The sequence below is a fragment of the Paenibacillus nanchangensis genome (assembly GCF_046543445.1).
Lineage (GTDB): Bacteria > Bacillota > Bacilli > Paenibacillales > Paenibacillaceae > Paenibacillus_AQ > Paenibacillus_AQ nanchangensis.
This window is the reverse complement of the sequence record NZ_JBHOFD010000012.1, coordinates 101320-123848: the sequence shown is the minus strand read 5'-3', so window position 1 is coordinate 123848 and position 22529 is coordinate 101320. Positions and strand designations below refer to the sequence as shown.

At 56.1% G+C, this 22529-nt stretch carries 18 protein-coding genes; 3 read left to right on the top strand and 15 right to left on the bottom strand.

Translation table 11 applies throughout. The features are described from left to right. Window positions 1-17: 17 nt before the first annotated feature. From ACE6ED_RS11535 to ACE6ED_RS11525, 3 genes are all read right to left on the bottom strand, one after another. Window positions 18-863 (bottom strand): ABC transporter permease, encoded by an 846-nt coding sequence (locus ACE6ED_RS11535; protein ID WP_410827263.1) that lies wholly within the window; start codon window positions 861-863, stop codon window positions 18-20. Between the two features lie 13 nt (window positions 864-876). After that, window positions 877-1818 (bottom strand): ABC transporter permease, encoded by a 942-nt coding sequence (locus ACE6ED_RS11530; RefSeq protein WP_410827262.1) that lies wholly within the window; start codon window positions 1816-1818, stop codon window positions 877-879. A 71-nt stretch (window positions 1819-1889) separates the two neighbouring features. Next, on the bottom strand, window positions 1890-3521 hold the full coding sequence (locus ACE6ED_RS11525) for an ABC transporter substrate-binding protein (protein ID WP_410827261.1): 1632 nt from the start codon (window positions 3519-3521) through the stop codon (window positions 1890-1892). A gap of 598 nt (window positions 3522-4119) precedes the next feature. Here ACE6ED_RS11525 and ACE6ED_RS11520 point away from each other — a divergent pair. Then, a complete protein-coding gene (locus ACE6ED_RS11520) occupies window positions 4120-5097 on the top strand; it encodes an S-layer homology domain-containing protein (protein ID WP_410827260.1) in 978 nt (325 codons plus the stop codon). 278 nt (window positions 5098-5375) lie between these two features. Here ACE6ED_RS11520 and ACE6ED_RS11515 read toward each other — a convergent pair whose 3' ends face one another. Then, on the bottom strand, window positions 5376-6269 hold the full coding sequence (locus ACE6ED_RS11515) for a putative RNA methyltransferase (protein WP_410827259.1): 894 nt from the start codon (window positions 6267-6269) through the stop codon (window positions 5376-5378). 292 nt (window positions 6270-6561) lie between these two features. Continuing rightward, window positions 6562-8766, bottom strand: coding sequence for a Tex family protein (locus tag ACE6ED_RS11510; RefSeq protein WP_410827345.1), 2205 nt, complete (start codon window positions 8764-8766; stop codon window positions 6562-6564). Window positions 8767-9438: 672 nt separating this feature from the next. Here ACE6ED_RS11510 and ACE6ED_RS11505 point away from each other — a divergent pair. Together ACE6ED_RS11505 and pgmB are read left to right on the top strand one after the other, a co-directional pair. Continuing rightward, complete coding sequence (locus ACE6ED_RS11505) at window positions 9439-11727, top strand: glycoside hydrolase family 65 protein (RefSeq protein ID WP_410827258.1); 2289 nt, start codon at window positions 9439-9441, stop codon at window positions 11725-11727. Window positions 11728-11754: 27 nt separating this feature from the next. Further along, complete coding sequence (gene pgmB / locus ACE6ED_RS11500; RefSeq protein WP_410827257.1) at window positions 11755-12462, top strand: beta-phosphoglucomutase; 708 nt, start codon at window positions 11755-11757, stop codon at window positions 12460-12462. Window positions 12463-12573: 111 nt separating this feature from the next. Here the strand turns inward: pgmB and ACE6ED_RS11495 are convergent, their stop codons facing one another. From ACE6ED_RS11495 to ACE6ED_RS11450, 10 genes are all read right to left on the bottom strand, one after another. Next, on the bottom strand, window positions 12574-12924 hold the full coding sequence (locus ACE6ED_RS11495; RefSeq protein WP_410827256.1) for a type II toxin-antitoxin system PemK/MazF family toxin: 351 nt from the start codon (window positions 12922-12924) through the stop codon (window positions 12574-12576). A gap of 3 nt (window positions 12925-12927) precedes the next feature. Next, window positions 12928-13209: a CopG family ribbon-helix-helix protein gene (locus ACE6ED_RS11490; protein WP_410827343.1), complete on the bottom strand. Its 282-nt coding sequence runs from the start codon at window positions 13207-13209 to the stop codon at window positions 12928-12930. 179 nt (window positions 13210-13388) lie between these two features. Continuing rightward, entirely contained in the window at window positions 13389-14606 is a 1218-nt protein-coding gene (alr, locus tag ACE6ED_RS11485) for an alanine racemase (RefSeq protein ID WP_410827255.1), read from the bottom strand. A gap of 229 nt (window positions 14607-14835) precedes the next feature. Continuing rightward, entirely contained in the window at window positions 14836-15921 is a 1086-nt protein-coding gene (locus ACE6ED_RS11480) for an outer membrane lipoprotein-sorting protein (RefSeq protein WP_410827254.1), read from the bottom strand. A gap of 320 nt (window positions 15922-16241) precedes the next feature. After that, a complete protein-coding gene (locus tag ACE6ED_RS11475; RefSeq protein ID WP_410827253.1) occupies window positions 16242-16904 on the bottom strand; it encodes a hypothetical protein in 663 nt (220 codons plus the stop codon). Window positions 16905-17086: 182 nt separating this feature from the next. Beyond that, window positions 17087-17503: a MarR family winged helix-turn-helix transcriptional regulator gene (locus tag ACE6ED_RS11470; RefSeq protein WP_410827252.1), complete on the bottom strand. Its 417-nt coding sequence runs from the start codon at window positions 17501-17503 to the stop codon at window positions 17087-17089. A 291-nt stretch (window positions 17504-17794) separates the two neighbouring features. After that, window positions 17795-18766: a DUF4367 domain-containing protein gene (locus tag ACE6ED_RS11465; RefSeq protein WP_410827251.1), complete on the bottom strand. Its 972-nt coding sequence runs from the start codon at window positions 18764-18766 to the stop codon at window positions 17795-17797. Beyond that, on the bottom strand, window positions 18759-19331 hold the full coding sequence (locus ACE6ED_RS11460) for a sigma-70 family RNA polymerase sigma factor (protein WP_410827250.1): 573 nt from the start codon (window positions 19329-19331) through the stop codon (window positions 18759-18761). The genes ACE6ED_RS11465 and ACE6ED_RS11460 overlap by 8 nt, the downstream gene beginning before the upstream one ends. A 382-nt stretch (window positions 19332-19713) precedes the next feature. Next, a complete protein-coding gene (locus ACE6ED_RS11455) occupies window positions 19714-21093 on the bottom strand; it encodes an MFS transporter (RefSeq protein WP_410827249.1) in 1380 nt (459 codons plus the stop codon). A gap of 78 nt (window positions 21094-21171) precedes the next feature. Next, window positions 21172-22317 carry a winged helix-turn-helix domain-containing protein gene (locus ACE6ED_RS11450; RefSeq protein WP_410827248.1) on the bottom strand — a complete coding sequence of 382 codons (1146 nt, stop codon included), beginning with the start codon at window positions 22315-22317 and terminating at the stop codon, window positions 21172-21174. Window positions 22318-22529 lie beyond the last annotated feature (212 nt).

Genomic DNA, 22529 nt, shown 5'->3' with positions numbered 1-22529 from the left:
GTCTCCCCCTTTCTCTATCATCTCTTGATCAGCTTCGGCTCAAAGCCCACCCGCAGAATATCGCCCAGCACATTAAAGCTCAGCACGGTCAGCAGGATCAGCAGTCCCGGGAACAACGCCAGATACGGAGCCTGGGCTATGTAGCCCTGCGCGTTATTCAGCATGCTCCCCCAGGTCGCATTCGGGGCCTGGATGCCGAAGCCAAGAAAGCTGAGCGAGGATTCCATCATAATTGCCGACGCGATGCTGTTTGTCGCTCCAACGATGACAACCGGAGTGAGGCCGGGCAAAATATGCCGGCGGATGATGCCAAACGCGCCGAGGCCCGATGCCTTGGCGTACAGCACAAATTCCCGTTCTTTTATCGACATAGTCTCCGCGCGGATAACGCGGGCAATATTCATCCACATCAATAAAGCAATAATCAATATAATGTTGCCGACGCTCGGCTTCAGATACACACTGAGCAGCAGCAGAATAAGAAACGACGGAATGGACATGATGATATCCAGCATCCGCATCAGCAGGTTATCGATCCAACCCCCGAAATAACCGCTGATTACGCCCACCGTAACGCCAATCACCGTAGCCATCAGCATGGAGGCAAAACCGACGAGCAGCGATACACGTCCGCCGTACAGCGCCCGGGCAAAATAATCCCGTCCATAATCATCCGTGCCGAACCAGTGCTCCGCTCCCGGAGCGGTCAAGCGGGACAACACATCCATTTCGTTTGGATCGTGCCCGGACAGAAAGGCAAAGACGGCAGCCAGCGTTAACACGGTCAAAATAACGACGGCGGCGACGCCCATCCCGTTCGAGAACAGTTCGCTTGTCACACTTCTCCATTTACTGCGATTCATGAGGTCACCCCGTTCATTTGATTCTCGGATCTACCAGGCTGTAGAGGATATCCGCCGCCAGGTTGCCCAATATAAGCGCCACAGAAGAAAACAGCGTAATGCCCATAATCAGCGGATAATCCATCCCGCGCACGGCCGTCATGCCCAGCGACCCAAGGCCCGGCCAGGAAAAAACCGTTTCGGTTACGATGGCTCCGGCGACCAGATCGCCCATCGACATGCCAAGCAGCGTGATGATCGGCAGGAGCACATGCTTCATCACATGGCGGAACAGCACGGTGGTTTTGGATGAACCAAAGGCATACTGAATTTGCACGTAATCCTCTTTAAGCTGGCCGATAGTGCTCGAACGAATATAGCGGACGTATACAGCCAGGAATCCAAATGCCAGCACCGAGCAGGGCAAAATCCCGTGTTTCAGTACGTCGGCGGCCGACTCGACCCCAATGGTGCGCATCCCCATGCTTGGCAGCAGCTGAAGTTTGATCGCAAACAGATAGATCAGCAGAAAAGCAAGCCAAAACAGCGGAATGGAAATGCCGATATAGGACAAAAAATTAATCAGCTTGTCGGACCAGCGGTTGCGGTTCGCTCCGGCCACAAGTCCAAGCGGAATCGCCAGCAGCACGGCCAGCGCAATTGCGCTTCCCATCAAGCCCGCCGTCGCCGGAAGACGGTCCAGAATCTGATCCAGCACAGGCTGGTGATTGACAAGGGAATAGCCGAAATTGCCCTGCAGAATCTCTTTTAACCATAAAAAATATTGAATATAGGCCGGTTTGTCCAGACCCAAATTATGCCGGACCCGCTCGATATCCTCGGCGTGCATATTGGGCGTAACGAAGGAAAGCACCGGATCTCCCGGCGCCAGTTTGATCAATGTGAAACATACCACCGATACGAAAAACAGCATCGGCAGGGTCTGAAGCAATCTTCGGACGATGAGTTGTCTCATGCGTGTACGCTCCTAAGCTCGTATCGGCAAAAAAATAAGCCGGAACTCCGCCGGCTTATTTTTCCCCGCGATTATTTAAGGTAGATTTTGGACAAATCTTCAAAAATAACGACAGGCTTCAGTACTGCCTCTTCCAATCCGCCGTAGTTTTTGGATACGGCCACGATCGTCTTGGTGTACGCTACCGGATAAATCGGAGCATCCTCGGCGATCAGCTTCTGCACTTGGTGGTAAACTTCCTCGCGTTTCGCCGGATCGGCTTCGCCCGCTCCCTGTTTGAAGAGCTTGTCAACCTCCGTATTGCTGTAACGCGAGTAGTTGGAAGAGCTGCCTGTAGTGTAAAGAATCTGGTACGCATCCGGGTCATAACCCATAATGTATCCGGCAAACGCCAGCTCATAGTCTTTCGAATTGACGTCCGTGAACTTCTGGCTGTACGCGTTCGGGTCGAGGTTCTGCAGCTCAACGTCGATGCCTACGGCTTTCAGCTTCTGCTGAACGTAGAGGGACACGGCTTCCTGTGCTTTGTTGCCGCTGGAGACGATAAACCGCAGCTTCAGGTTGCTTACGCCTGCAGCTTTCAGAAGCTCTTGGGCTTTGGCCGGATCGTTGTCGAATGTCGTTACGTCATCGGTGTAGTACAGGGCGTCCGGGGTCAGGAACGACTTGGCCGGATCGGCGTAATCTTCCGTCATGTAAGCGGCCTGGATCATCTCCTGACGGCTGAGGGCCAAGGAAATGGCTTGACGCACTTCTTTTTTCGCCAAAGCACCGGTATCGCTCATTGCGTTGAACATCAGGTAAGCAAGACGTCCTTCGCTGTAAGGCAGGATTTCAAAGTTATTGGTTGCTTCAATTGTCGAAACGTCCTGCGGGTCCATGTACTTCACGTTCAGTTCGCCGTTCTGGAGCGCCAGATTTGCGGAGTTCGCGTCTTTGGTCACCCGGTACGTAACGGAATCCAGATGCGGTTTGCCGCCGAAGTAGTTGTCGAACCGCTCAAGCGTCAGGTATTCGCCGTTTTTGTATTCTTTGAATTTGAACGGGCCGGAGCCGACAGGAGCGGCGTTTTTGGTGCTCTTCTCCAGGTCTGCTTCGTTCTCGAAAATATGCTGCGGAATCGGCGAAATCTGCACCAGCGTAGCTTCAAACGCCGGGCTCACCTGCGGCAGCTGGAACTCTACAGTCAAATCGTCCACTTTCACGGCTTTGACCGGCTGCTCGTTGATGATCAGGTTTGCTCTCAGGAAGCTGTTTTGCTTCTCGTCGAGAATGCTGTTGATCGTGTACACCACGTCATCGGCCGTCAGCTTCTCGCCGTCATGCCAGGTCAGGCCGTCTTTCAGCTTCAGTGTGTACTTTAGGTTATCCTCTGACGGCGTCAGGCTTTCCGCCAGGTAGTAGGTCTTTTCTCCGTTGTTCACCTGGAACAGCGGCGCGAACAGTGCCTGGTCAATCGTCAGGCTGACGCGGTCGCCCGCATAAATCGGATTCAGAATAACCGGGTCGGCCTGCACGCCAATAATCAGGCTGCCTCCATCCTTCGGTTGTCCATTCTCCGCCGGAGCGGCCGTTCCAGCCGGAGCCGTGCTTGCTGCGGGAGCTGCCGTATTGTTGCCGCTGGCGCCGTTATTGCCGGAGCAGGCACTGACAAACAGGGCCAGCAGGATGAAAGCAATCATTCCGTTAAATCGTTTACGCATGTTTTCTCCCCCAAGTAGGTTTTTTTGTCTGTAGTGAATTATATATCGGAATACTTGGAATTACAATGGTTACCATTTCAAGTTTTTTCAATATAAAGGAAATCAGTTTCGCCCTCCATTTCTGCTGTCCGTGGGATTTGGGGATTTGACTGCCGCGCCCTCATCCATGCAGCGCAGAACCGTTCCGGACAGACGGTAACTGTGGCGTACTTATCCGCCGGAGGTTCTTTTGCACAATGACGCGCTAAAAGCACAGTCAACACGTCTCCGATGAGTTTAAAGCTTCGTCTCATCTATTATAATAACTAACGAAGACGTCCACAATGGCTAGTGTGTACAGCAGCGTTCTTTACGATACACCACAATAAGTACGCCAGTAGATGCAGGGGATACACAGGGGATATACAGCAGAAAGTAAAATAGACACTCAGTAGATATACTATTGATACACTGTAGATACCCTACTCGAGCATGCGTCATATTAAGCCGCAGCACCGCCTTCCCGTACCAAACGACGGGAAAAGAAGATTTTCTTTCTTACCCGGCCTGCAACCTTTTCCGCGGTTATTGCATCTAGAGATTAAGAGGTGATGAAAAAATGAATCCGTTCAATAAAAAGACACGGAAAGCAAAATCCATGACATTGGCCTGCGGCCTCATCGCCGCATCCCTGAGCTTTGGAGCTTCCGCCTATGCTTTTTCCGACCTTAAAGGAGACCCGGCAGAGTCCAAAATCCGGGCGCTGCACGAATCCGGCGCCATCAGCGGCGTAAGCGCGGACCGCTTCGCTCCCAAGTCATCCCTAACTTACGCGCAGGGCATTCAGTTTATCGTTAGCGGAATGGAGCTGAAACGCACCTCTCCGGCCGATACGAAAGCCAGCAGCTATTTTGACAAAGTAAAAGATCAGGCATGGTACGCCCCGGCATTTATTACCGCCCGGGACAATGGAATCACGCTGGACAAGGGAGTGAATCCCGCCGCAACCCTGTCGCGCGCCCAGTTTGCCCACATGCTTAACCAGGCTGTACAGGCCAAGGGGAATTTCCCTGTGACCCAAATGTATTTTGAAATTACGGATGGTCAAAAACTCGATTCCGGGGTTAACAACAGCCTGCAAACCCTGCTTAACATGAGAATAATCAAGCTGGAAGAGGGAGGGAAATTCCGTCCGAATCAGCCGGTGACCCGGTCGGAAGCCGCTGCCATGGTTTATGACGCCGCGCAGACGGTGAAGAGATTGACGGATGCCAAAGGCGGCAGCGAAACCAAGCCGTCCGGCCCGGTCTATGAAACGGCGATTGATATCACGAAGGCAGCCGAGGGCGTCAACAAAGTCACCTTAACGGTATCGAACCTGCCGAACCCCGGCTACGGCTTGAAGGTAGACCGGATTGAATTTGGTGATGACAAGACTGCGGTCATTTTCTTTAAAGTTACGAGCCCCGATCCAAGCAAAATGTACGCCCAGGTCATCTCGGAAGGCCGCGTCACCGCTTATGTTCCGGAATGGTACAACAAGGTTACCGCTCAGCCGGTGACCGGTTCGGCCACCGAAGCGAAGCCGCTGCAATAATAAGCGGGCGTTGCTGAATAGCAAGCGGAGCTGCTGCAATAACAAGCGCAGTGGTTTCCACGATGAAAAAAATTGCCCTCAAGCGAAGCTGCGGCATTACAAGCAAAACGGCTCCAAAGTATAGAAAAACCGTCAGTTCCCATAGGAATCTGACGGTTTTCTTGTACCGCGCCGAACATGGCGGCGCGCGCTTCTACTTCACTTCTTCTAATCTACTGCTTCTAATCCACTGCTTCTACCCCACTGCTTCTACCCCACTGCTTCAGCTGTCCCGGCTCTCAATCCTCCGGCCTCTCACCGATCAGCAGCATAAAATTCGCGGTAAGCGAACGGATGCCCGACTCGGCAGCGCGGCGTCTGGCCGTTTCGTCCGCACCCCAGGACAGAGGAGTCATCCGCAGCAGCGGCTCCGCAAGCTCAACCGGCACAGGGAACCGGTACGTGACCCGCCGGGTGTCCGTTATCCGAAACCTGGATTCGAACAGGCGGATGGTCCGGTCATTTGCGTATTCCCGGCGTTCTGCTCCTGTGTACAGCAGCTCCCGCCACTCGCGCAGATGCTCCGTTCCCGGGACCGCTTTAACCAGGCGTCCGCCGGGGGCGAGCAGCCGGTGAAACTCCGTATAGTTGGCGGGTGACAGCAGGTTTAGAATGGCGGCGAATTGTCCGTCCCGGAACGGGCAACCGGCCAGATCGCTTACACACCACGCGATGTCAGGATAAGCCGCCGCTGCCAAACGTACGCCTTCTTTGGCGATGTCCATGCCGCATGCGGCCGGCTGCCTCTGGCCATCCACCGCAAGCATGGCGTGAACCGCACCGAGATGCGACCCTTCGCCGCAGCCAGCTTCCAGCAGCGCGCCCTCTTCCGCAAGCAGCTCGGGAATCTCCTGCAGAATCCGCGCCAGCTCCTTATCGAGCGGAGCAAAAAAACCGCTCCGGCTGACGATGCGTCTCGCCTCAAACCACTGCTTGTCATAGCTGGGTGTTCCGCCTTTTGCCAGCAGATTGATATACCCCTGTCTTGCCATATCAAAGCGGTGGCCGGCCGTGCAGACCAGTCCCGCCGTTCCTTCCCTGTTCATGGCCATTTCTGTTCCGCACACCGGGCACGCGAACCGTCCGGCATGCTTGGACAGCGTTTCCGCCGCCCTCTTGTTTGCGCTGCTCATATAAAAAACCTCATTTCATTCGTTTAGTTAGGAATGAAAAAAGGCACAGCAAATAGACCCCTGCTCCATCTGTTCAAAAAAAACGGGCGGGTCTACCGGGCTGTACCTTTTTTTAACGTAAACGAATGTAATGGATCATGAATGTGCAGCTCCCTATTGGTTGGGTATACGTGCCTTTTCATTATAAATGCTCACAAACTAAATGTTAACCACTCCTCCAACCACTCCTCGCCCCTTTACACAAAAAACGGACAGCCCCTAAAGGCCGTCCGCTTCTCAATCATCTCCGGCGTTACCGCGCTTCGCCCGCCTCGCCGCGCGGGGGCCGCATCGTCAAGCCGACGCGGCCTTTTTTCAAATCGACGTTCAGCACCCATACCGTCACGTTGTCTCCGACAGACACAACATCCATCGGGTGCTTCACAAAACTTCCGCTAAGCTGGGAAATATGCACCAGCCCGTCGTTTTTGATGCCGATGTCGACAAATGCGCCAAAATCGATGACGTTCCGCACCGTACCCTGCAGCTCCATGCCCGGCACCAAATCTTCGATCTTCAGCACGTCCGTGCGGAAAATCGGCGGCGGCAGCTCCTCGCGCGGGTCCCGGCCCGGACGCTGGAGGCTCTCCAAAATATCGCGCAGCGTCGGCACGCCGACTTCCAGCTTCGGCGCAAGCTCCTCGGGATTCAGCACGGCCAGCTCGGCAGCCAGCTCCTTGCTGCCGATCCGGCTCATCGACAGCCCCAGCTCCTTAAACAGCCGGTCCACAACCGGGTATGATTCTGGGTGAATCGGAGTACGGTCCAGCGTATTTTCCGCTTCGGGAACACGCAGGAACCCGATGCACTGCTCATAGGATTTGGCCCCAAGACGCGGCACCTTCTGCAGCTGCTTGCGGTTCTCAAATTTGCCGTTCTCTTCCCGGTATTTGACGATGTTTTTGGCGATCGTTCCGTTTACGCCCGCCACATAAGACAGCAGTGAAGGCGAGGCGGTATTCACGTCCACGCCGACGTGGTTAACCGCCGATTCGACGACCGCCTTCAGGCTTTCCTCCAGATGCTTCTGCGACACGTCATGCTGATATTGGCCCACACCAATCGCTTTGGGATCGATTTTGACCAGCTCGGCCAGCGGGTCCTGGACGCGCCGGGCGATCGAAGCCGCGCTGCGCTCCGCCACGTCGAGATCCGGGAACTCCTCCTGTGCCAGCTTGGACGCGGAGTACACGCTGGCGCCCGCTTCATTCACGATCAGGTAGTGCAGGCCGGGATCGCCAATGTCAGCAATCACCTCAGCCGTGAACTGCTCCGTCTCCCGCGAGCCGGTCCCGTTGCCGATCACGATCAAGCGGATGCCGTATTGGGCGATTAGCCGCTTGAACACTTCGGCCGCCTCGCGTTTCTTGTTGTGCGGCGGCGTCGGATAAGTAACGGCCACCTCAAGCAGCTTGCCGGTCTCGTCGACAACCGCCAGCTTGCAGCCGGTCCGGTAAGCCGGATCCACACCCAGCACGCTCCGTCCCCGGACCGGCGGCTGCAGCAGCAGGTTGCGCAGGTTCGCGGAGAAGACCGAAATCGCCTGTGTTTCGCCTTTTTCGGTCAGCTCGCCCCGCACCTCCCGCTCAACAGAAGGAGCGATCAGCCGCTTATAAGCGTCTTCGACCACCGCCGTAAGCAGTCCGTGCACCGGGGACGGGCCTTTGATGTATTTCCGCGCGATAAATGCGTATATTTTATCAGGTGCAACCTCAAGCCCTACGCGCAGCACGTTCTCCCGTTCGCCCCGGTTCATGGCCAGAATCCGGTGGGGAGGGATTTTGCTTGCAGGCTCCCGGTAATTGTAGTAGTTCTCGTAGACAGACTCCTGCTCCGGGTCCTTCGCTTCGGAGACCAAAATCCCCTGGCTGCGGGAATATTGCCGTACCCAGGACCGGACAGCGGGATCGTCGGCGATGTTCTCAGCGAGAATGTCCATCGCTCCTTGCAGTGCCTGCTCGGCGGATTCAACGCCTTTGTCCAGGTCGATGTATTTCGCCGCTTCCGCTTCCGGAGCTCCCTGCTTCCGCTGTTCCATGATCCAGACGGCCAGCGGCTCCAGTCCCTTCTCTTTCGCGACGCTCGCCCGGGTCTTGCGTTTCTGCCGGTAAGGCCGGTACAGGTCCTCGACTTCCTGCAGCTTAACGGCGCGCTGAATGCTCTCCTGAAGCTCCGGCGTGAGCTTGCCCTGCTCTTCAATGATGCGGATGACCTCGCGTTTGCGTTCCCCTAAGTTGCGGAGATACGTCAGCCGCTCCTCAATGTCGCGCAGCGCGTTTTCATCCAGCTCCCCTGTCATTTCCTTACGGTAACGTGCGATAAACGGAATGGTGTTCCCTTCGTCCAGCAAACCGACCGTCGTGCGGACCTGCTTGGCCGACAGTCCCAGTTCCTTGGCAATCTGCGCGGTGACGGCTTCCTGTTCCCGCCGCGCCGTTTCCGTTTCGTCTACCGCCAGCTTTACGTCTTGTTCAGTCAAATGACAATCCCTCTTTCTTCATAGGTAACCCGGTGCAGGGCGCCGGCCCAATCCGGCCGTTCGCAAACCCTTGTCTCCCTGCCGCAGACCGGCCCAACCTTCCCCGTTCCGCGCTATCCCTAAAAATAAGTGCTCTATCCCAAAAGTGCGGATTTTGCAGCTATCGCTTCCGGGTTCCGTTATGTAAAATAGTATCATACCTGTCCTCAGGTTATCCAGCGGCAGCGGGCGCCGCATCTTCTTCTCCTTCCTGCCCGGCTTGGCTATTCGGGCGCTCCCCCCGCCTTATCAGATCCTTTGCTCCCAGCGTTTTTCAGCAGCCGAATATCTGTTTATCCGTGGTTCATCCCGCTCAGACGGGTAAACAAAGAGTAGGGAACCCTCCCGGCAGAGACCGGGCGATGGGAGATTACGGCAATCGGACCCGCTAACAGCCATATTTTTTGATCCTGTACTGATCTTCCGCAATTTGCTTAACCGGGCGGCGTTTTCCCGTCAGCAGGATGGACCGTATAGTCCATGAACACGCCGGTTTGTACCCGGAGCGAATGTATCCGGTATTTTGCATCTTCCCGCGGTTTCATCCGTTCAAGCGGTGCAAAATGCCTGTTCAACCAACCAATCGACGACTTATGTAGGAGGGATACCGGCATGAACTGGACGATTACCCGCAATGAACTGGAGCTGGAGGAGCTGCTGAATCTGGAGAGCATTTACGCGCTCGGCAACGGTTATCTCGGTGTTCGGGGGAATTTTGAAGAGGATTATGGTTACGGTCTGTCCGGCAGTATCCGGGGAACGTACATCAACGCATTCCACGATGTAATCGATATTCCGTACGGAGAGAAGCTGCACGGATTTCCCGAGACCCAGCAGAAGCTTGTAAATCTGATGGACGCCCAAAGCGTCCGGATCTATTTAGGCAAGGAAGAAGAGCCGTTTTCTCTCAGTGTGGGCACGATCCTCTCCTACGAACGCAACCTCCATATGGACGGCGGCTACAGCGAACGGATCATCCATTGGCAGGCGCCTTCGGGCAGAGAAATCAAGCTGCACTTCCGCCGGCTGGTCTCGTTTACGCACAAAGAGCTGTTCGCGATCGACATTCTGCTCGAACCGGTTAATTTCAACGGCGACATCCGGATCGTCTCCGGCCTTGAAGGCGAAGTCCGCAATTATACCAACAGCAACGATCCCCGGGTCGGCGCCGGACATGCCAAACGCCTCAACGTAACGGAATGCGGCCTGCGCGGCAACGACCTGTACGTTCAGGACGAGACAATGGCCTCCGGTATGGCGGCAGCCTGTGTTACCCGCCATCAGGTGACCGGCCAACACACGGAGGAGACCATCGCGGGCGTAACTTCGGCCACTTTTACAGCCATGTTTGAACTGACGGAACCGGTACGGTTCACCAAATGGAATATCTACACCGACACGCTGCGGCACGACAAAGACCTGGTCGACCGCGGCTTCGCCATTCTGAATACGCTGGAGGGCTTGTCTTTTGACGATGTGCTCAAGCAGCAGCGGAATTATCTGGCCGATTACTGGAAAGCGGCGGACTGCATCATCGAAAACGACGACGAGCTGCAGCAGGGCATCCGGTTTAACCTGTTCCAGCTGCTGCAGTCGACTGGCCGCGACCAGTGCAGCAACATATCCGCCAAAGGCTTGTCCGGCGAAGGTTATGAAGGCCATTATTTCTGGGATACGGAAATATACATGTTCCCTGTTTTTCTGCTGACCCGGCCCCAGCTCGCCAAGCAGCTGCTGATCTACCGCTACTCCAAGCTGGACGAAGCGCGGGCGCGGGCCAAGGAAATGGGGCACGCCAAAGGAGCGCTGTTCCCGTGGCGGACCATTTCGGGCACGGAATGCTCTTCTTTTTTCCCGTCGGGGACAGCCCAGTATCACATCAGCGCGGATATCGCCTACAGCTATATTCAATATTACCTGGCGGAGCAGGATCTTCCTTTTATGCTGAAGCACGGGGCGGAGATGCTGTTTGAAACCGCGCGGCTGTGGATGGAAATCGGCCATTATCATCAAGGCGCGTTTCATATCGACGAAGTGACGGGGCCGGACGAATACACCTGCCTGGTGAATAACAACTACTATACAAACGTGATGGCCAAACACAATTTAAAATGGGCCCGCCGCATTTACAACCTGCTCCATTCGTTCGACGAAGATGATTTGAATGCGCTCTGCATCCGGTTGGGCGTATCCGAAAAGGAAACAGAGGAGTGGGACAAAGCAGCCGAAGCGATGCTGCTGCCGTATGACGAGGAACTTGGAATTAACCCGCAGGACGACACCTTTTTGCGCAAAGCGGTCTGGGATCTCAAAAACACACCGCGCGACAAGCACCCGCTCCTGCTGCATTACCATCCGCTGACGATTTACCGTTACCAGGTGTGCAAGCAGGCGGATACGGTGCTGGCCCATTTTCTGCTGGAGGATGAAGCCGATCCGGAGACGATCCGCCGCTCATACGACTACTATGAAAAAATCACCACCCACGACTCGTCCCTGTCCTCCTGCATCTTCAGCATTATGGCGTCAAAGACGGGGCAGCCGGATAAAGCCTATCACTATTTTATCGAGACCGCCCGGCTTGACCTGGACAACACACACGGCAACACAAAAGACGGACTGCATCTCGCCAATATGGGCGGAACGTGGATGGCCATCGTTTACGGATTTGCCGGCTTCCGCCTGAAAGACAGCGGCATCTGCCTGTCTCCGGCACTGCCGGCGGATTGGGGACGCTACTCCTTCCGCCTTACTTACCGCGGCCGTCTGGTGGAAGTGTCCATTTCCGCCGAAGGGGTGGAGCTGCAGCTGCTTGAAGGAAGCAGTGTGGAGCTGACGCTGTACGGCGAGCAGGTTACGCTCGAACCGGGCAGCTCTGTGAGCCGGCCCCTTGCCGGATGAACTGACTAGAATAAGGAGGCTGATCGTATGAGTAACACAACCAGACTGCAAGCCGTGATTTTTGATCTGGATGGAGTAATCACCGACACCGCCGAATTTCATTACCGGGCCTGGGATGCGATTGCCCATGAGCTCGGCCTTCCGTTCACCCGGGAGTTCAACGAGAATTTGAAAGGCGTGTCCCGCATGGACTCCCTGAAGCTGCTGCTTGGATTGGGGGAACCGCGGAATTTTACGCCAGCCGAGCTTGAGGCCCTGGCAACGCGCAAAAACGAGCTGTACGTCGAATTGATCGGGACCATTACTCCGGACGACCTGCTGCCGGGTGTACGCGAATTTCTGGATGATATCCGGGCGGCGGGGATCCGGACAGGTATTGCGTCGGCCAGCCGAAACGCGTTTACCGTAATCGACCGGCTGGGTGTCGGCAGCGACTTTAACGTTATTGTGGACGCGGGCAAGCTGAAACGGAACAAACCCGATCCCGAAGTATTTCTGACCGCCGCCGAAGCGCTTGGCGCTGATCCCCGTTTTTGCATGGGCGTTGAGGACGCCGCGGCAGGAATCCAGGCAATCAAGGCTGCCGGCATGTTCGGCGTGGCGCTGGGGCCGGAGGAGGGGTTCCCCGGTGCGGATGTGGTGCTGCCGGGAACGCGGGAGCTGCATTTTGGCAGATTGCTGCAGCAGTTTGAAGCGTGGCTGGGTGCGCCGCTTAACAGCAGTCCGTCCCAGTGAGTTGGAGCTTACAAATGAAAAACCTCGAATTGTCGGCGGAAATCCCGCCAAAAAAGGCGCATTGCCCTTACGGCAGTGCGCCTTTCCATGATTATGTTATAAAGTGTCCGGTCAAAAATCGATTAGACCGAGACTGATTTGCAGCGAATCGTCCACCTTTTTCATCGTATCCTCGTCCAGGTGGGTAATTTTGTCGGTCAAGCGCTGTTTGTCGATCGTCCGCACCTGCTCCAGCAGCACTACGGAATCACGGTCAAACCCGTGCGACGCCGCGTCGATTTCCACATGAGTCGGCAGCTTGGCCTTCTGGATCTGGGCGGTAATGGCCGCCACGATGACCGTCGGACTGAATCGGTTACCGATATCGTTCTGGATGACCAGTACCGGTCTCACTCCACCCTGTTCGGAGCCCACTACGGGCGAAAGGTCAGCGAAAAAAACGTCGCCGCGTTTAACGATCAATGTCTACACCCCGCTTACTAAGCGGACAAGAGTAGTGTCTGCATCTTCCTCCGCGAGGAATGCCTCGCATGCCATCGTCAGATTGATCTTGGCCATCTCCATGTAGCCGCGCTGCATGGATTCCCGGATCGACCGTTTTCTCCGTTCGCTCAGGTACAATTTCATGGCCTGTCTGATCAATTCGCTCCGGTTGGAATTCTCCAACTGAACGATCCCGTCCACTTCCTGCAAGAGATGATCTGGCAAGCTAATCATAATCCTTTTGGTGTTCTGCAAATTGGCCAACTTCTCTTCCACCCCCACAAACCTTCTTGCCCTTGTCTTTCCAGTGTAACATTAACCGCGGAAAATTATACAAGGAATATATGCCGCCGGTATATCAAGTATGCTGCATCCCATTATAAACTACAATCGGCGGTTCGTATAGACTTTGCGTCACTTGTTTGTTTACGATTTATTCCTGTTTAATTCCGGTCGGCTGCGGTTACACCCGTCAGGGCTTCGGTTTGAAGGAGCGGATTAACCCGTTTCACCGCTGCTCCACCCTGTATATATACGCGCGGTACACGGTGGGCTAGCATGCAGATCACTTCATAATGAATCGTTCCCAGCTGGAGGGCCAACTCGTCCGCCGTAATGCATTCGCCGGACTGCCGGCCGATGAGCACCACTTCTTCACCCGCTTGAATTTGTTCGGATTCCTCCGCAAATGATTTAAGCGAAACCATACACTGATCCATGCAGATCGTTCCGGCTACGGGAACGCGGCGTCCGCGTATAAGTACCTGCGCCTTGCCGCTTAACATGCGGGAATAACCGTCCGCATACCCGATCGGCAGCGTGGCGATTTGCTCCCCCGCCTCCGCAAAGTAGCGTGTGCCGTAGCTTACGCCCCATTCGGTCTGCAGTGTTTTGACATAGACGATATTCGTCTTCAGCGTCATTACCGGGTCCAGCGCCACCCGCTTGCGGTTCACCTCATCCGATGGATACAACCCATACAAGCTGACCCCCACCCGCACCATATCGTAGGTCAGGCCAGGCGTATCAATGGCTGTGGCGCTGTTGCCCGTATGTATGATCGGGATATGAATTCCTCTGTCCCGGATCGCTTCGACCACGCCCGTAAACCGCCGGTACTGCTCCAGTGTATAGCTCTTATCCTGTTCGTCCGCCTTGGCAAAATGAGTAAACAAGCCTGTCAGCCGCACGCCGGGGATTTCAGCAAGCTCCGCGATGTAATCCGGCGCCGCTTCCGGCAGAAGCCCGATGCGTCCCATGCCGCTGTCGACCTTGACATGGACATTCAGCCTGCGTTCCGAATCGGACGGCAAACGCCGCGCCGCCTCCAGTCCTTCCCGGGTAAACAGGGTAACGTCCACATCATGTTCCATCGCCAATGCCAGGTATTCGGGGGATGTATGCCCCAAAACGAGAATAGGAACCTTGAGGCCAGCCTGGCGAAGCTGCAGCGCTTCATCCAGAAAAGCGACGCTGACATAATCCGCGCCCAAACGCTCCAGTTCCCGGGCAACCTCCACCGCCCCATGGCCATAAGCGTTGCCTTTGACGCAGCCCATAAACTTGATCCCTTCCGGCAAATACTGCCGGAAAGCAGTATAGTTCGCCTTCAAGGCATCCAGACTGATTTCGGCTTCTGTCGGTCGATAACTTGCCTGCACTTTCGGTCACCTTCTCATGATGAAATCAAACCAATGGTCTAATGGTAATCCCAACGGAAGGGGACTGTCAATGAAAGCAGGCTCCGGCTGCGTACCCTAAGTTTACCCAATTGAGGCAAGACGCAAGCATACCGGCTTTATGCAGCCGGCGTCTTCCAGACACAGGAAAAACGGATACCGCGCTGTAGGGGAAGCTTCCTACAATCTAACAGTATCCGCCTACATTTCATTATTTACCCGTTTGCCCCTCCATAGAAGCGGCAATTTGCATCATTTCGTCAAGCGGCAGATCGGAACTTGTAATCCGGTATTCGATGCCGTCGCTCATCCAGGTCAGCGTGCGCTGTTCATCCCCTGTGAGCAGCCCGGCGGTAAAGCCCAAATCGATCAGTGTTCCGGGAGCCAGCGATACGGCACGGTCAAGCGGCCGGGCCTCCATAATGGTGTACCGGTAAGTGCCGTCGTACCGGAGCAGCACGGCATGATCCTTGCTGTCCTCGATTTTGTTGGAGTCCTTGAACTGGACGCCTTCCGGTGTATATCCCGGCTCAATAATTCCGAAATCGCCCAGCTGTGCGCCCGCCGTCTCCGGCAGGGAGGCCGCTTCGCCGCCGGACGGCAGCGGGTTGCCGTTCTCGTCGACCTGGGCAACCGTGCTTTCGGCTGCGCCGCCTCCGGCCATATTTTTTTGCATATCGAACGCGTCGTCGCCAAACTTGGGCTCAAACGTGAAGCTGTCGAATTTTACATCCACAACCACTTTGGCTTCGGAATCGGATACCTGCACTTGTTTAGGCGCATAGGATTTCCGGTCCAGCCAGATTTTCTGGCGGATCAGCGAACGGCTCTGATAATTGGCCGCTACATCAAACACATAGCTGTCCTTCTCTTCGGCGAACTGGCGGTTGTTGTCGGAGACAATGCCGCGGACCAGCGTCTGGTACAAATAGACTTGCCCCTGATTGTCCGGCCAATCGCTTTGGAACCGGAAGCTTTTGTTCAGGCTCGGCGTCAGCACAAACACGCCTTCGTCGTTGCGGAGCACGATCTGCGTAATGTTTTTTTGCGTATTGGACAGGCTGATGCGGTAGTAAGAAGGGTTTTTGTACCAGACCTCCACCTTGTATTCCTGCGGCTGCTCGCCGGTATACAGGGTCATCGTACCCGCTCCCTGATAAGCCCCTTGCTTGCTCTCCAGCTTGTCGGCCACGTCGTTCAAATCATTGATCACGGATGCCGCGTCCTTTTTGCCGCAGCCCGTCATCACCAGGACCACGCTGATAAGAATCGCGAGTGCCCATGATATCCGGCGCATGACATCATCCCCTTAACATGTTTTGAATTCGCATTGATTAGTACATGTCTATGAGGGACTTGGCCGCATTATGCAGACGGGCATGACAAGCTGGAGACTCGGACTCTTTATGCAGATGGACATGACGAGACGGAGATCCGGCCGCATTACGCAGGCGGGCACGACAAGCCGGAGACTCGGACTCTTTATGCAGACGGACAAAGAGCGGCCGCAACTCACTGCATGACTTACACTACCGGCTTAAGCAAATGTTGGCCACCCGCTGAGATTTCTGCAAAAGCAATCGCGAGTACGGAAAGCTCTATCGCTCTTATCCTCCATCATTCTCCAGATCCCGGAAGCGCTTCGCGGACAATGGACCCAACTATCGCCGACGGATCAAGGTAGAGGTCCGCGCTGTAGCGGACTTCCCCGATCCGGCACCCCGGACCGATCCGGACCACGTTTCCGCATACCCGGTCTGCCGTCGTATAGGACAGCTCCACTTCATCCCCTTCCACCTCTGTGCAGCGCAGCCTCCGGAACGGAGCCGTGAGCCAGGCAAGCGCCCGGGAAGACGGAGCGACGGTAATCTGTCCCCCGGCGCGTATCGTTCCGGCGGTACTGCGTCCCCGCAGCCGGAGCTCTGCCGTTTCGGCAGCGAGCAGACTGCCGATCCGCAGCGCGCCTTCGGCATACAGCGAACGGACGGAAGCTTCGTCGTCCACGGCGAAGTAGCCTGCGGCGTCTACCCGGCCGCCGGATAAGCTGGCCGAGCGGAAGCTGCCTGCCGACCGCAGGCTCCGCGCCCGGCAGGCCTGCCGGATCCGACAGCTTCCATTGACATGCAGCTCGCCGGTATCCAGCGAGCCGGAGAGCCGGAAGCTGCCCGTTACCCGGACGGCGCTTCGGGTCAAGTCTCCACGCTGATGCAGCGATCCGGCAACCTTCAGGATTGGATCAGGGTTTATTGCTGACGGGGTAAAGCGGCTGGGATTTGTCATATGCGGCCTCCATTTATTTTAATAATTAAAATATATTATTAGTATAATATATAAATACTAAAATTAAAGTCCTGATCCCCCTTATGCGCCAATCTATCCCCCGGGAATAAAAAAACAGCCAACCCGTTAAACGGATCAGCTGCTCCACCTTATCGCCTTTCATCCAATTTCTGCCCGAAACTTTACTCCAGCACCCCAGCCATCAGCTCCTGGACTTTGGCGAGCGCCTGCGCAGTCCTGGCCAGCTGTTCTTCGCCAAAGGTATCAAACAAATCCGCCACCCGGCTCTCCCCTTCCGCGGTCAACGCAATCCGCACCACCCGCCGGTCTTCCTTTGTCCGCAGCCGCTGCACCAAACCTAAGTCCTCGAGCTTGTCGCACATTGAAGAGGCCGCTCCCGGTGTGATAATAAACCGTTCCGCCACATCGGACACATTCAGGCTTCCGCTAAGTCGCAGCTGCATCAGCAGCATCGTCTGGTTCTGCGTAAGGGAAGAACGTTTTGTAATCCGTTCCGAAAAAGCCTGCGAGCTCCGCTGCACGGCCGCCATCTGATTCATCACTTCTATAATTAAAGCTTCTCTCGAATCCCCGCTCATTTTTCCGCCACATCCCGTATGGTTTGGTCAGCATTTGTATGGTTCCCCGAGCCGTCCTCTAACCGCAAGTAAAAACGGGACAGTTCATCGAAGAAACAGGCTGTATCCGGAGAGTAAACTCACCCGATAATCCATCGATATGGACTTGATGGATGCAAATGCCAACAGTGACTAAAATATATCGGCGTTCGAACCGGGTTGTCAAGCGGACCCGGCGGACCTTCGTGCCATCGCCCATCCCTTTAGAGCCGGCGGAAAGCCGAAGAGCAAAATGATGCAGCACTGCCTAACTTACTGCCGTACGGATTCGGCAATCCGGATCAGTTCTTCCTTGGTGATCTGCCCTCCCATCTGTTTTGCCGAAAGATAATACATCACGCCGTCCGCTTCCCACTCAATAAAGGTTCCGTTTGTTACGGCATCCGCTCCGTTCACCTTCACCTGTTCCAGCTTGTCGGTGGTCGTGCCGTCTGTAGCATTCTCCCGGCTGGCATACCGCTCCTGAAGGAAGAGGCTGCCGCCGGCGGCATCGGTGAAATAAAGGTTCAGATATTCCGGGTTGGCGTTCCCTTGCTCATCCAAGTATTGTTCCCCCCGGTCAAACGCATACCCTTCGGGGAGGTACGCCGGCAGCCCCACAGCAAAGCGGGTATAGTCATTCAGCCGGTCCGTATCGGTCAGCTTCAGGACATCGTGTTCCTGCTGCCCGTCGGTTCCAGGCGCGGACGTCATCACCCCGTTGCCCCAGTCGATGCGGGTGACCGCAGCGCCGTCCGGCCCGAACAAGGGGCCGGTGTCCGGTCCAATCTCGCTGACCGGCTGACCGGCGGCGTCAAATAATTGATCGCGCAGCGATTCGGGAACCGGCAGGACCTTCACCTCAGCGGCGGGCTCCTCCTGCGACATGGTGCTATAACCCACAGAAAACGTAGCGATTACGCGGTCCAGCAGGCTGCTGGCAAATGACGGCTGGGCAAACAGCACGCCAGCCGCCATCGCCGTGCAGACCGCAGCCGCAATTCCCCCGGCATACCGGCTTTTACGTCCGGTACGCGGCTGCGTCCGGCGGCCCCCCATGCGGATTTTACGCATCACGCCTTCTTTATGCGCCGCTGCTCCGAGGTCCGCCGCAGCCAGGCGCCGGCCAAGCTGAAGCAGTCCGGCATCCGGCACTGCGCCGGATTCATCCGTTAACCGCGGCCGCTCCTCCAGCCGTTCCATCAGCTCGGCCGCTGCTTGACGCTCCATTTGTCGTTTACTCATCGTTATCTTCTCCTTCCAGCTCCAGCTTCAGCTTTTTCATCGCCCGGTACAGCAAAACACCAACATTGCTTTCGCTGATCCCGGTAATTTCAGCGATATCCACGTTTCGTAAACCTGCTCCGAACTTCAGCGCTACTACGTGTTTTTCTTTGCTTCTAAGGGTGTTGACCGCCCGGAGCAGCCGATCTTCCGACTCCCGTGTGATAGCCAACGATTCCGGCCCTTTTTGCACGGAAGATTCAAGCCGGCAGTCGTCCAGCGGAAGCAGCCGGCGGCGCCGCTGTGTGCGGAAATAATCGTTCACTGTATTCCGGGCCAGCGCAAACAGCCATACTTCAAGCGGCGAACGGTCTGCCCTGAACGTGCTCCGTTTGGCCGCCATTTTTTCAAACACCTGGCTTGTCAGGTCTTCCGCCGTGTACCGGCAGTGCACACGATAGCGAATATAGTTAAAGATCCGTTCATAGTAGGTTTCAAACCGCTCGGCATCTTCCGCCTCCCAATAGGACGTGCCGGCGGGTGCCTGTTCGGGCAGGGAGTGAGACAGCGCGCGCTGCTGAATCATGTCTCGCCCTCCTTTCGTCAGTTCACGGCGGGCTCCGCACACTTGGCGGGAGCTCTCTACCGCTTTGTTGTCCATAAAAACGAGACGCTCACCGGTCCGTAAAATGACCCGCGCCTTCCATGGCAGACGCCAGCATTTTCCGTCACCGCATGGGTCTTGGTTCTGGACATACTTAATACGCTTCAGCCATTCTTTTCCTTACAGGGTTCGCGCAAAAAAAGACGGCTCCTTCAAAGAAGCCGTCCCCATCTCTGTTTCCTGTTCGCGGTTGAACTATAGATATAAAGGCGAGAGCGCATCACTCCTACAATTCTAAATTGCCTCCGCGCCATCTCCGCTTACCTGCATTTCAGCGGTTCAGTCTTTAAAAGCCGTAGGACCTTTAGCTAAGCGTCTCACCTGCCGCTTTGGGGCGCAACGTCTCCGGGTTGTCTTGGACGAAATCTGGCTGTCTTATGCCAGCGTCCCGTTCAAGTTGACCCGTGTCCGCCTGCCCCTGCCCCTGCCCTGTCTCCGGCCACAACCGCCGGCGCAGCAGGACACCAGCTGCACCAAGTACAGCTACCGCCGCGCCGATCCCGATGAAAATCCGGGATGCGCCAAGCGACTGCACGCTGGCTCCGCCAGCCAGAGGCGCAATCACCATCACCGTGCTCAGCACGGTATGCTGAATGCCGAAGACCCGGCCGGTCATGGCGGGCGGCGTTTCTTTTTGCAGCGCATAGGTAAAGGTTACGCTCAGCAGTCCATTCCCCAGTCCCAGCAAACCGCCTAACAGCAGCACCGAAACGGTCGGGGCTCCGGAGGGCAGCCAGCCAAGCCCCGCCAGCGAAACTCCGAGCAGCAGATAGCCGATTCCGAACTTGCCGCCGTAATTCGAGCCCCGGTTCCATTTGGACATGACCGCCATCATCGTCACGGCGCCAACCCCCGAGGCTGATACCATCCAGCCCAGCAGATAACTCCGCTCCGGGTCCAGTTCCCGGAAAAGGCTCGTGAACTGAAAATCGACGATTTGTATCGCGACCGTCGCCGTAAAGCAAAACAGCAGCGTATTCATCAACGTGCGGCTGCTGCGGACAAACCTCCAGCCTTCGCTCCACATTTTTGCGGCAGGTTCCGCCGGCTGGGCGGCATCGTTCCCGGACCGGGCCGGGGCTGATGCTTCCCGGCTTACGCCTCCCGGCCGTCCGGCCAGGCGGAGCAGCAGATAGGACAGCAGCCGGGCGCAGGCGTTTACGGCGATGCACCACATCGGCGAAAGCACGAGCAGCGCAGCGCCGCCCAGCAGCGGGCCAAAAATTTTGGAGCCCTGGTTGACAAACCCGTTCAGGGAGGAGGCCTGCATCAGCTGATCCTCGCGCACCAGCCGGCGGGTCAGTGATTGATGGGCCGGCATGGCGAATGACGATACCGCCGACCGCAGCGCCAGAATCGGCAGCAGCGCAGCCATATTCGGCGCCGCCAAAATGCATACGGTCAGCAGCGCCGTCAGCAGGTCGCAGATACGCATCAGCTTCAGCTTGTCGATCCGGTCAGCCGTTACGCCTGCCCAGGAGCCCAGCAGGACGCCGGGAAGCGCCAACGCGACGGGAATCATTGCCAGCATGATGGGGCTTACTCCCCACCGGTAGCCGGCAAGCACCTGGATGGCCAGCGCATCAAACCAGTCTCCGAAGACGGCCAGCGCATAGGCGGCATACACCCGTGTGAATCCTTTGTTCCGCAGCAGGCCGCCCGTATTTGGATTTTGTAATCTCATCAAAAGTCCCTCCAACTTGTCTTAAGCATCGGATCATATTCCGTACGTTGATCCTAGTCTTCGATTGTCAGAGGAACATCAGAGGGAGAGCGCTCCCCGAATCACCTGGTCCAGGCGGCCGGGCAAATCCGGAACGCCGGAGTGATAGAGATTCCGTTCGACCAGACGGGAGTATCGTTCGTGCAGTGCCGTCTCTCCTCCAAATCTTTTCGCAAATTGAACAATCGTTATCGCGGCCTGGAGAACCATCGGCACAAAACCGGATGCTTCCAGAACCTGCATTCCTTCCTCTATGCCGGCCCGTCCGCCAGCCTTGGAGCCATGACGCACATCGACAAGCCCCCTGAGTACTTTGTAGCTCCCCGTCTCCCTTAAGTAAGGCCGGTTTGGAAGCAGGCTTTCAATATCCCCGGCGATTTCGTACAACACGGCTGCCGGCTCATCCGCCATCAAACGGGCGGTCAACTCCGCATTCCGGGTCGCAAGCAGAAACTCGGAGTAGTCGGAATCGCTTCCGATCAGCCGGTAGCTTTTTTCAAGACGCTGCAAGGCCGCTGTATTATCCCCCGCAAGGGTGTGGGCGTATGATAAGTTCAGCACATCCAGCTCGGTATGCTTTTCAGGCGACAGCAGACGAAGCGACAGCGCACGTTCACCGTACCGAATCGCATCCTCCGCCGGCTCCATGCAGATCCGCATCAGCAGCAGATAATACAACCGTCCCAGCACGGACGTCTCCTCCGTCTCCAGCAGCCATTTCCAGTCTCCGCGCACAAAATGGACAATCACGTCGTAATCAGGATTCAGCCGGTATCCCAGCACGTCCTGTTGTCCGGCCAGCGTCAGAATCGACCGTCCTTGTCCATACAAATGGTATTTGCCCAGCACCTGGGTCATGGCCGTCTGCAGCTCCTCATCCCGGGCGGCGGGATGGGTATCAATTCCTGCAGGCGGCCGCTCGGTAAGACAATAACCGTATCCGCGCACCGTCCGGATTTCCAGCTGCCTTAGGGGAGCCAGCTTCTTGCGCAGCCGGTAGATGTGGTCGTCCACCGTCCGTTCGGTCGGATAGTCAAGCGGCCACACTTTTTCCAGCAGATGCTCCCGGCTGAAACTCTGCCCCCGGTGGGCGTACAGAAAGGCAAACAAAGCGTATTCTTTAGGCAGCAGAGTGACGGACACCCCATCCGAGGCGATTGTATATTGATCGGGCAGCAGTTCCATAAAATCCGCCCTCCTTTCAATTCATGCTGGTATGTAAAGGGATGCGCAGGCCTAAAAAAGCCCGGATAGGCTGACGGAGAACCGCAGCTTTTTTGCAGTTCCCCGTTTGGATTTCTAATCCTACATTACACTGGCATGAGATGTCAGGCAATCCGTTACCACGGCTGGGCTTGATCCCTCGGCCACGTGTCCGGCCCCTTTTAACTGGAGGC

Bases quoted from the DNA above. Each gene is read 5' to 3' on its own strand.
- ACE6ED_RS11520 (WP_410827260.1), top strand. From the start codon at position 4,120: ATGAATCCGTTCAATAAAAAGACACGGAAAGCAAAATCCATGACATTG.
- ACE6ED_RS11505 (WP_410827258.1), top strand. From the start codon at position 9,439: ATGAACTGGACGATTACCCGCAATGAACTGGAGCTGGAGGAGCTGCTG.
- ACE6ED_RS11530 (WP_410827262.1), bottom strand. From the start codon at position 1,818: ATGAGACAACTCATCGTCCGAAGATTGCTTCAGACCCTGCCGATGCTG.
- ACE6ED_RS11455 (WP_410827249.1), bottom strand. From the start codon at position 21,093: ATGAGATTACAAAATCCAAATACGGGCGGCCTGCTGCGGAACAAAGGA.
- ACE6ED_RS11535 (WP_410827263.1), bottom strand. From the start codon at position 863: ATGAATCGCAGTAAATGGAGAAGTGTGACAAGCGAACTGTTCTCGAAC.
- pgmB (WP_410827257.1), top strand. From the start codon at position 11,755: ATGAGTAACACAACCAGACTGCAAGCCGTGATTTTTGATCTGGATGGA.
- ACE6ED_RS11470 (WP_410827252.1), bottom strand. From the start codon at position 17,503: ATGAGCGGGGATTCGAGAGAAGCTTTAATTATAGAAGTGATGAATCAG.
- ACE6ED_RS11515 (WP_410827259.1), bottom strand. From the start codon at position 6,269: ATGAGCAGCGCAAACAAGAGGGCGGCGGAAACGCTGTCCAAGCATGCC.
- ACE6ED_RS11480 (WP_410827254.1), bottom strand. From the start codon at position 15,921: ATGCGCCGGATATCATGGGCACTCGCGATTCTTATCAGCGTGGTCCTG.
- ACE6ED_RS11465 (WP_410827251.1), bottom strand. From the start codon at position 18,766: ATGAGTAAACGACAAATGGAGCGTCAAGCAGCGGCCGAGCTGATGGAA.
- ACE6ED_RS11475 (WP_410827253.1), bottom strand. From the start codon at position 16,904: ATGACAAATCCCAGCCGCTTTACCCCGTCAGCAATAAACCCTGATCCA.
- ACE6ED_RS11525 (WP_410827261.1), bottom strand. From the start codon at position 3,521: ATGCGTAAACGATTTAACGGAATGATTGCTTTCATCCTGCTGGCCCTG.
- ACE6ED_RS11460 (WP_410827250.1), bottom strand. From the start codon at position 19,331: ATGATTCAGCAGCGCGCGCTGTCTCACTCCCTGCCCGAACAGGCACCC.
- ACE6ED_RS11450 (WP_410827248.1), bottom strand. From the start codon at position 22,317: ATGGAACTGCTGCCCGATCAATATACAATCGCCTCGGATGGGGTGTCC.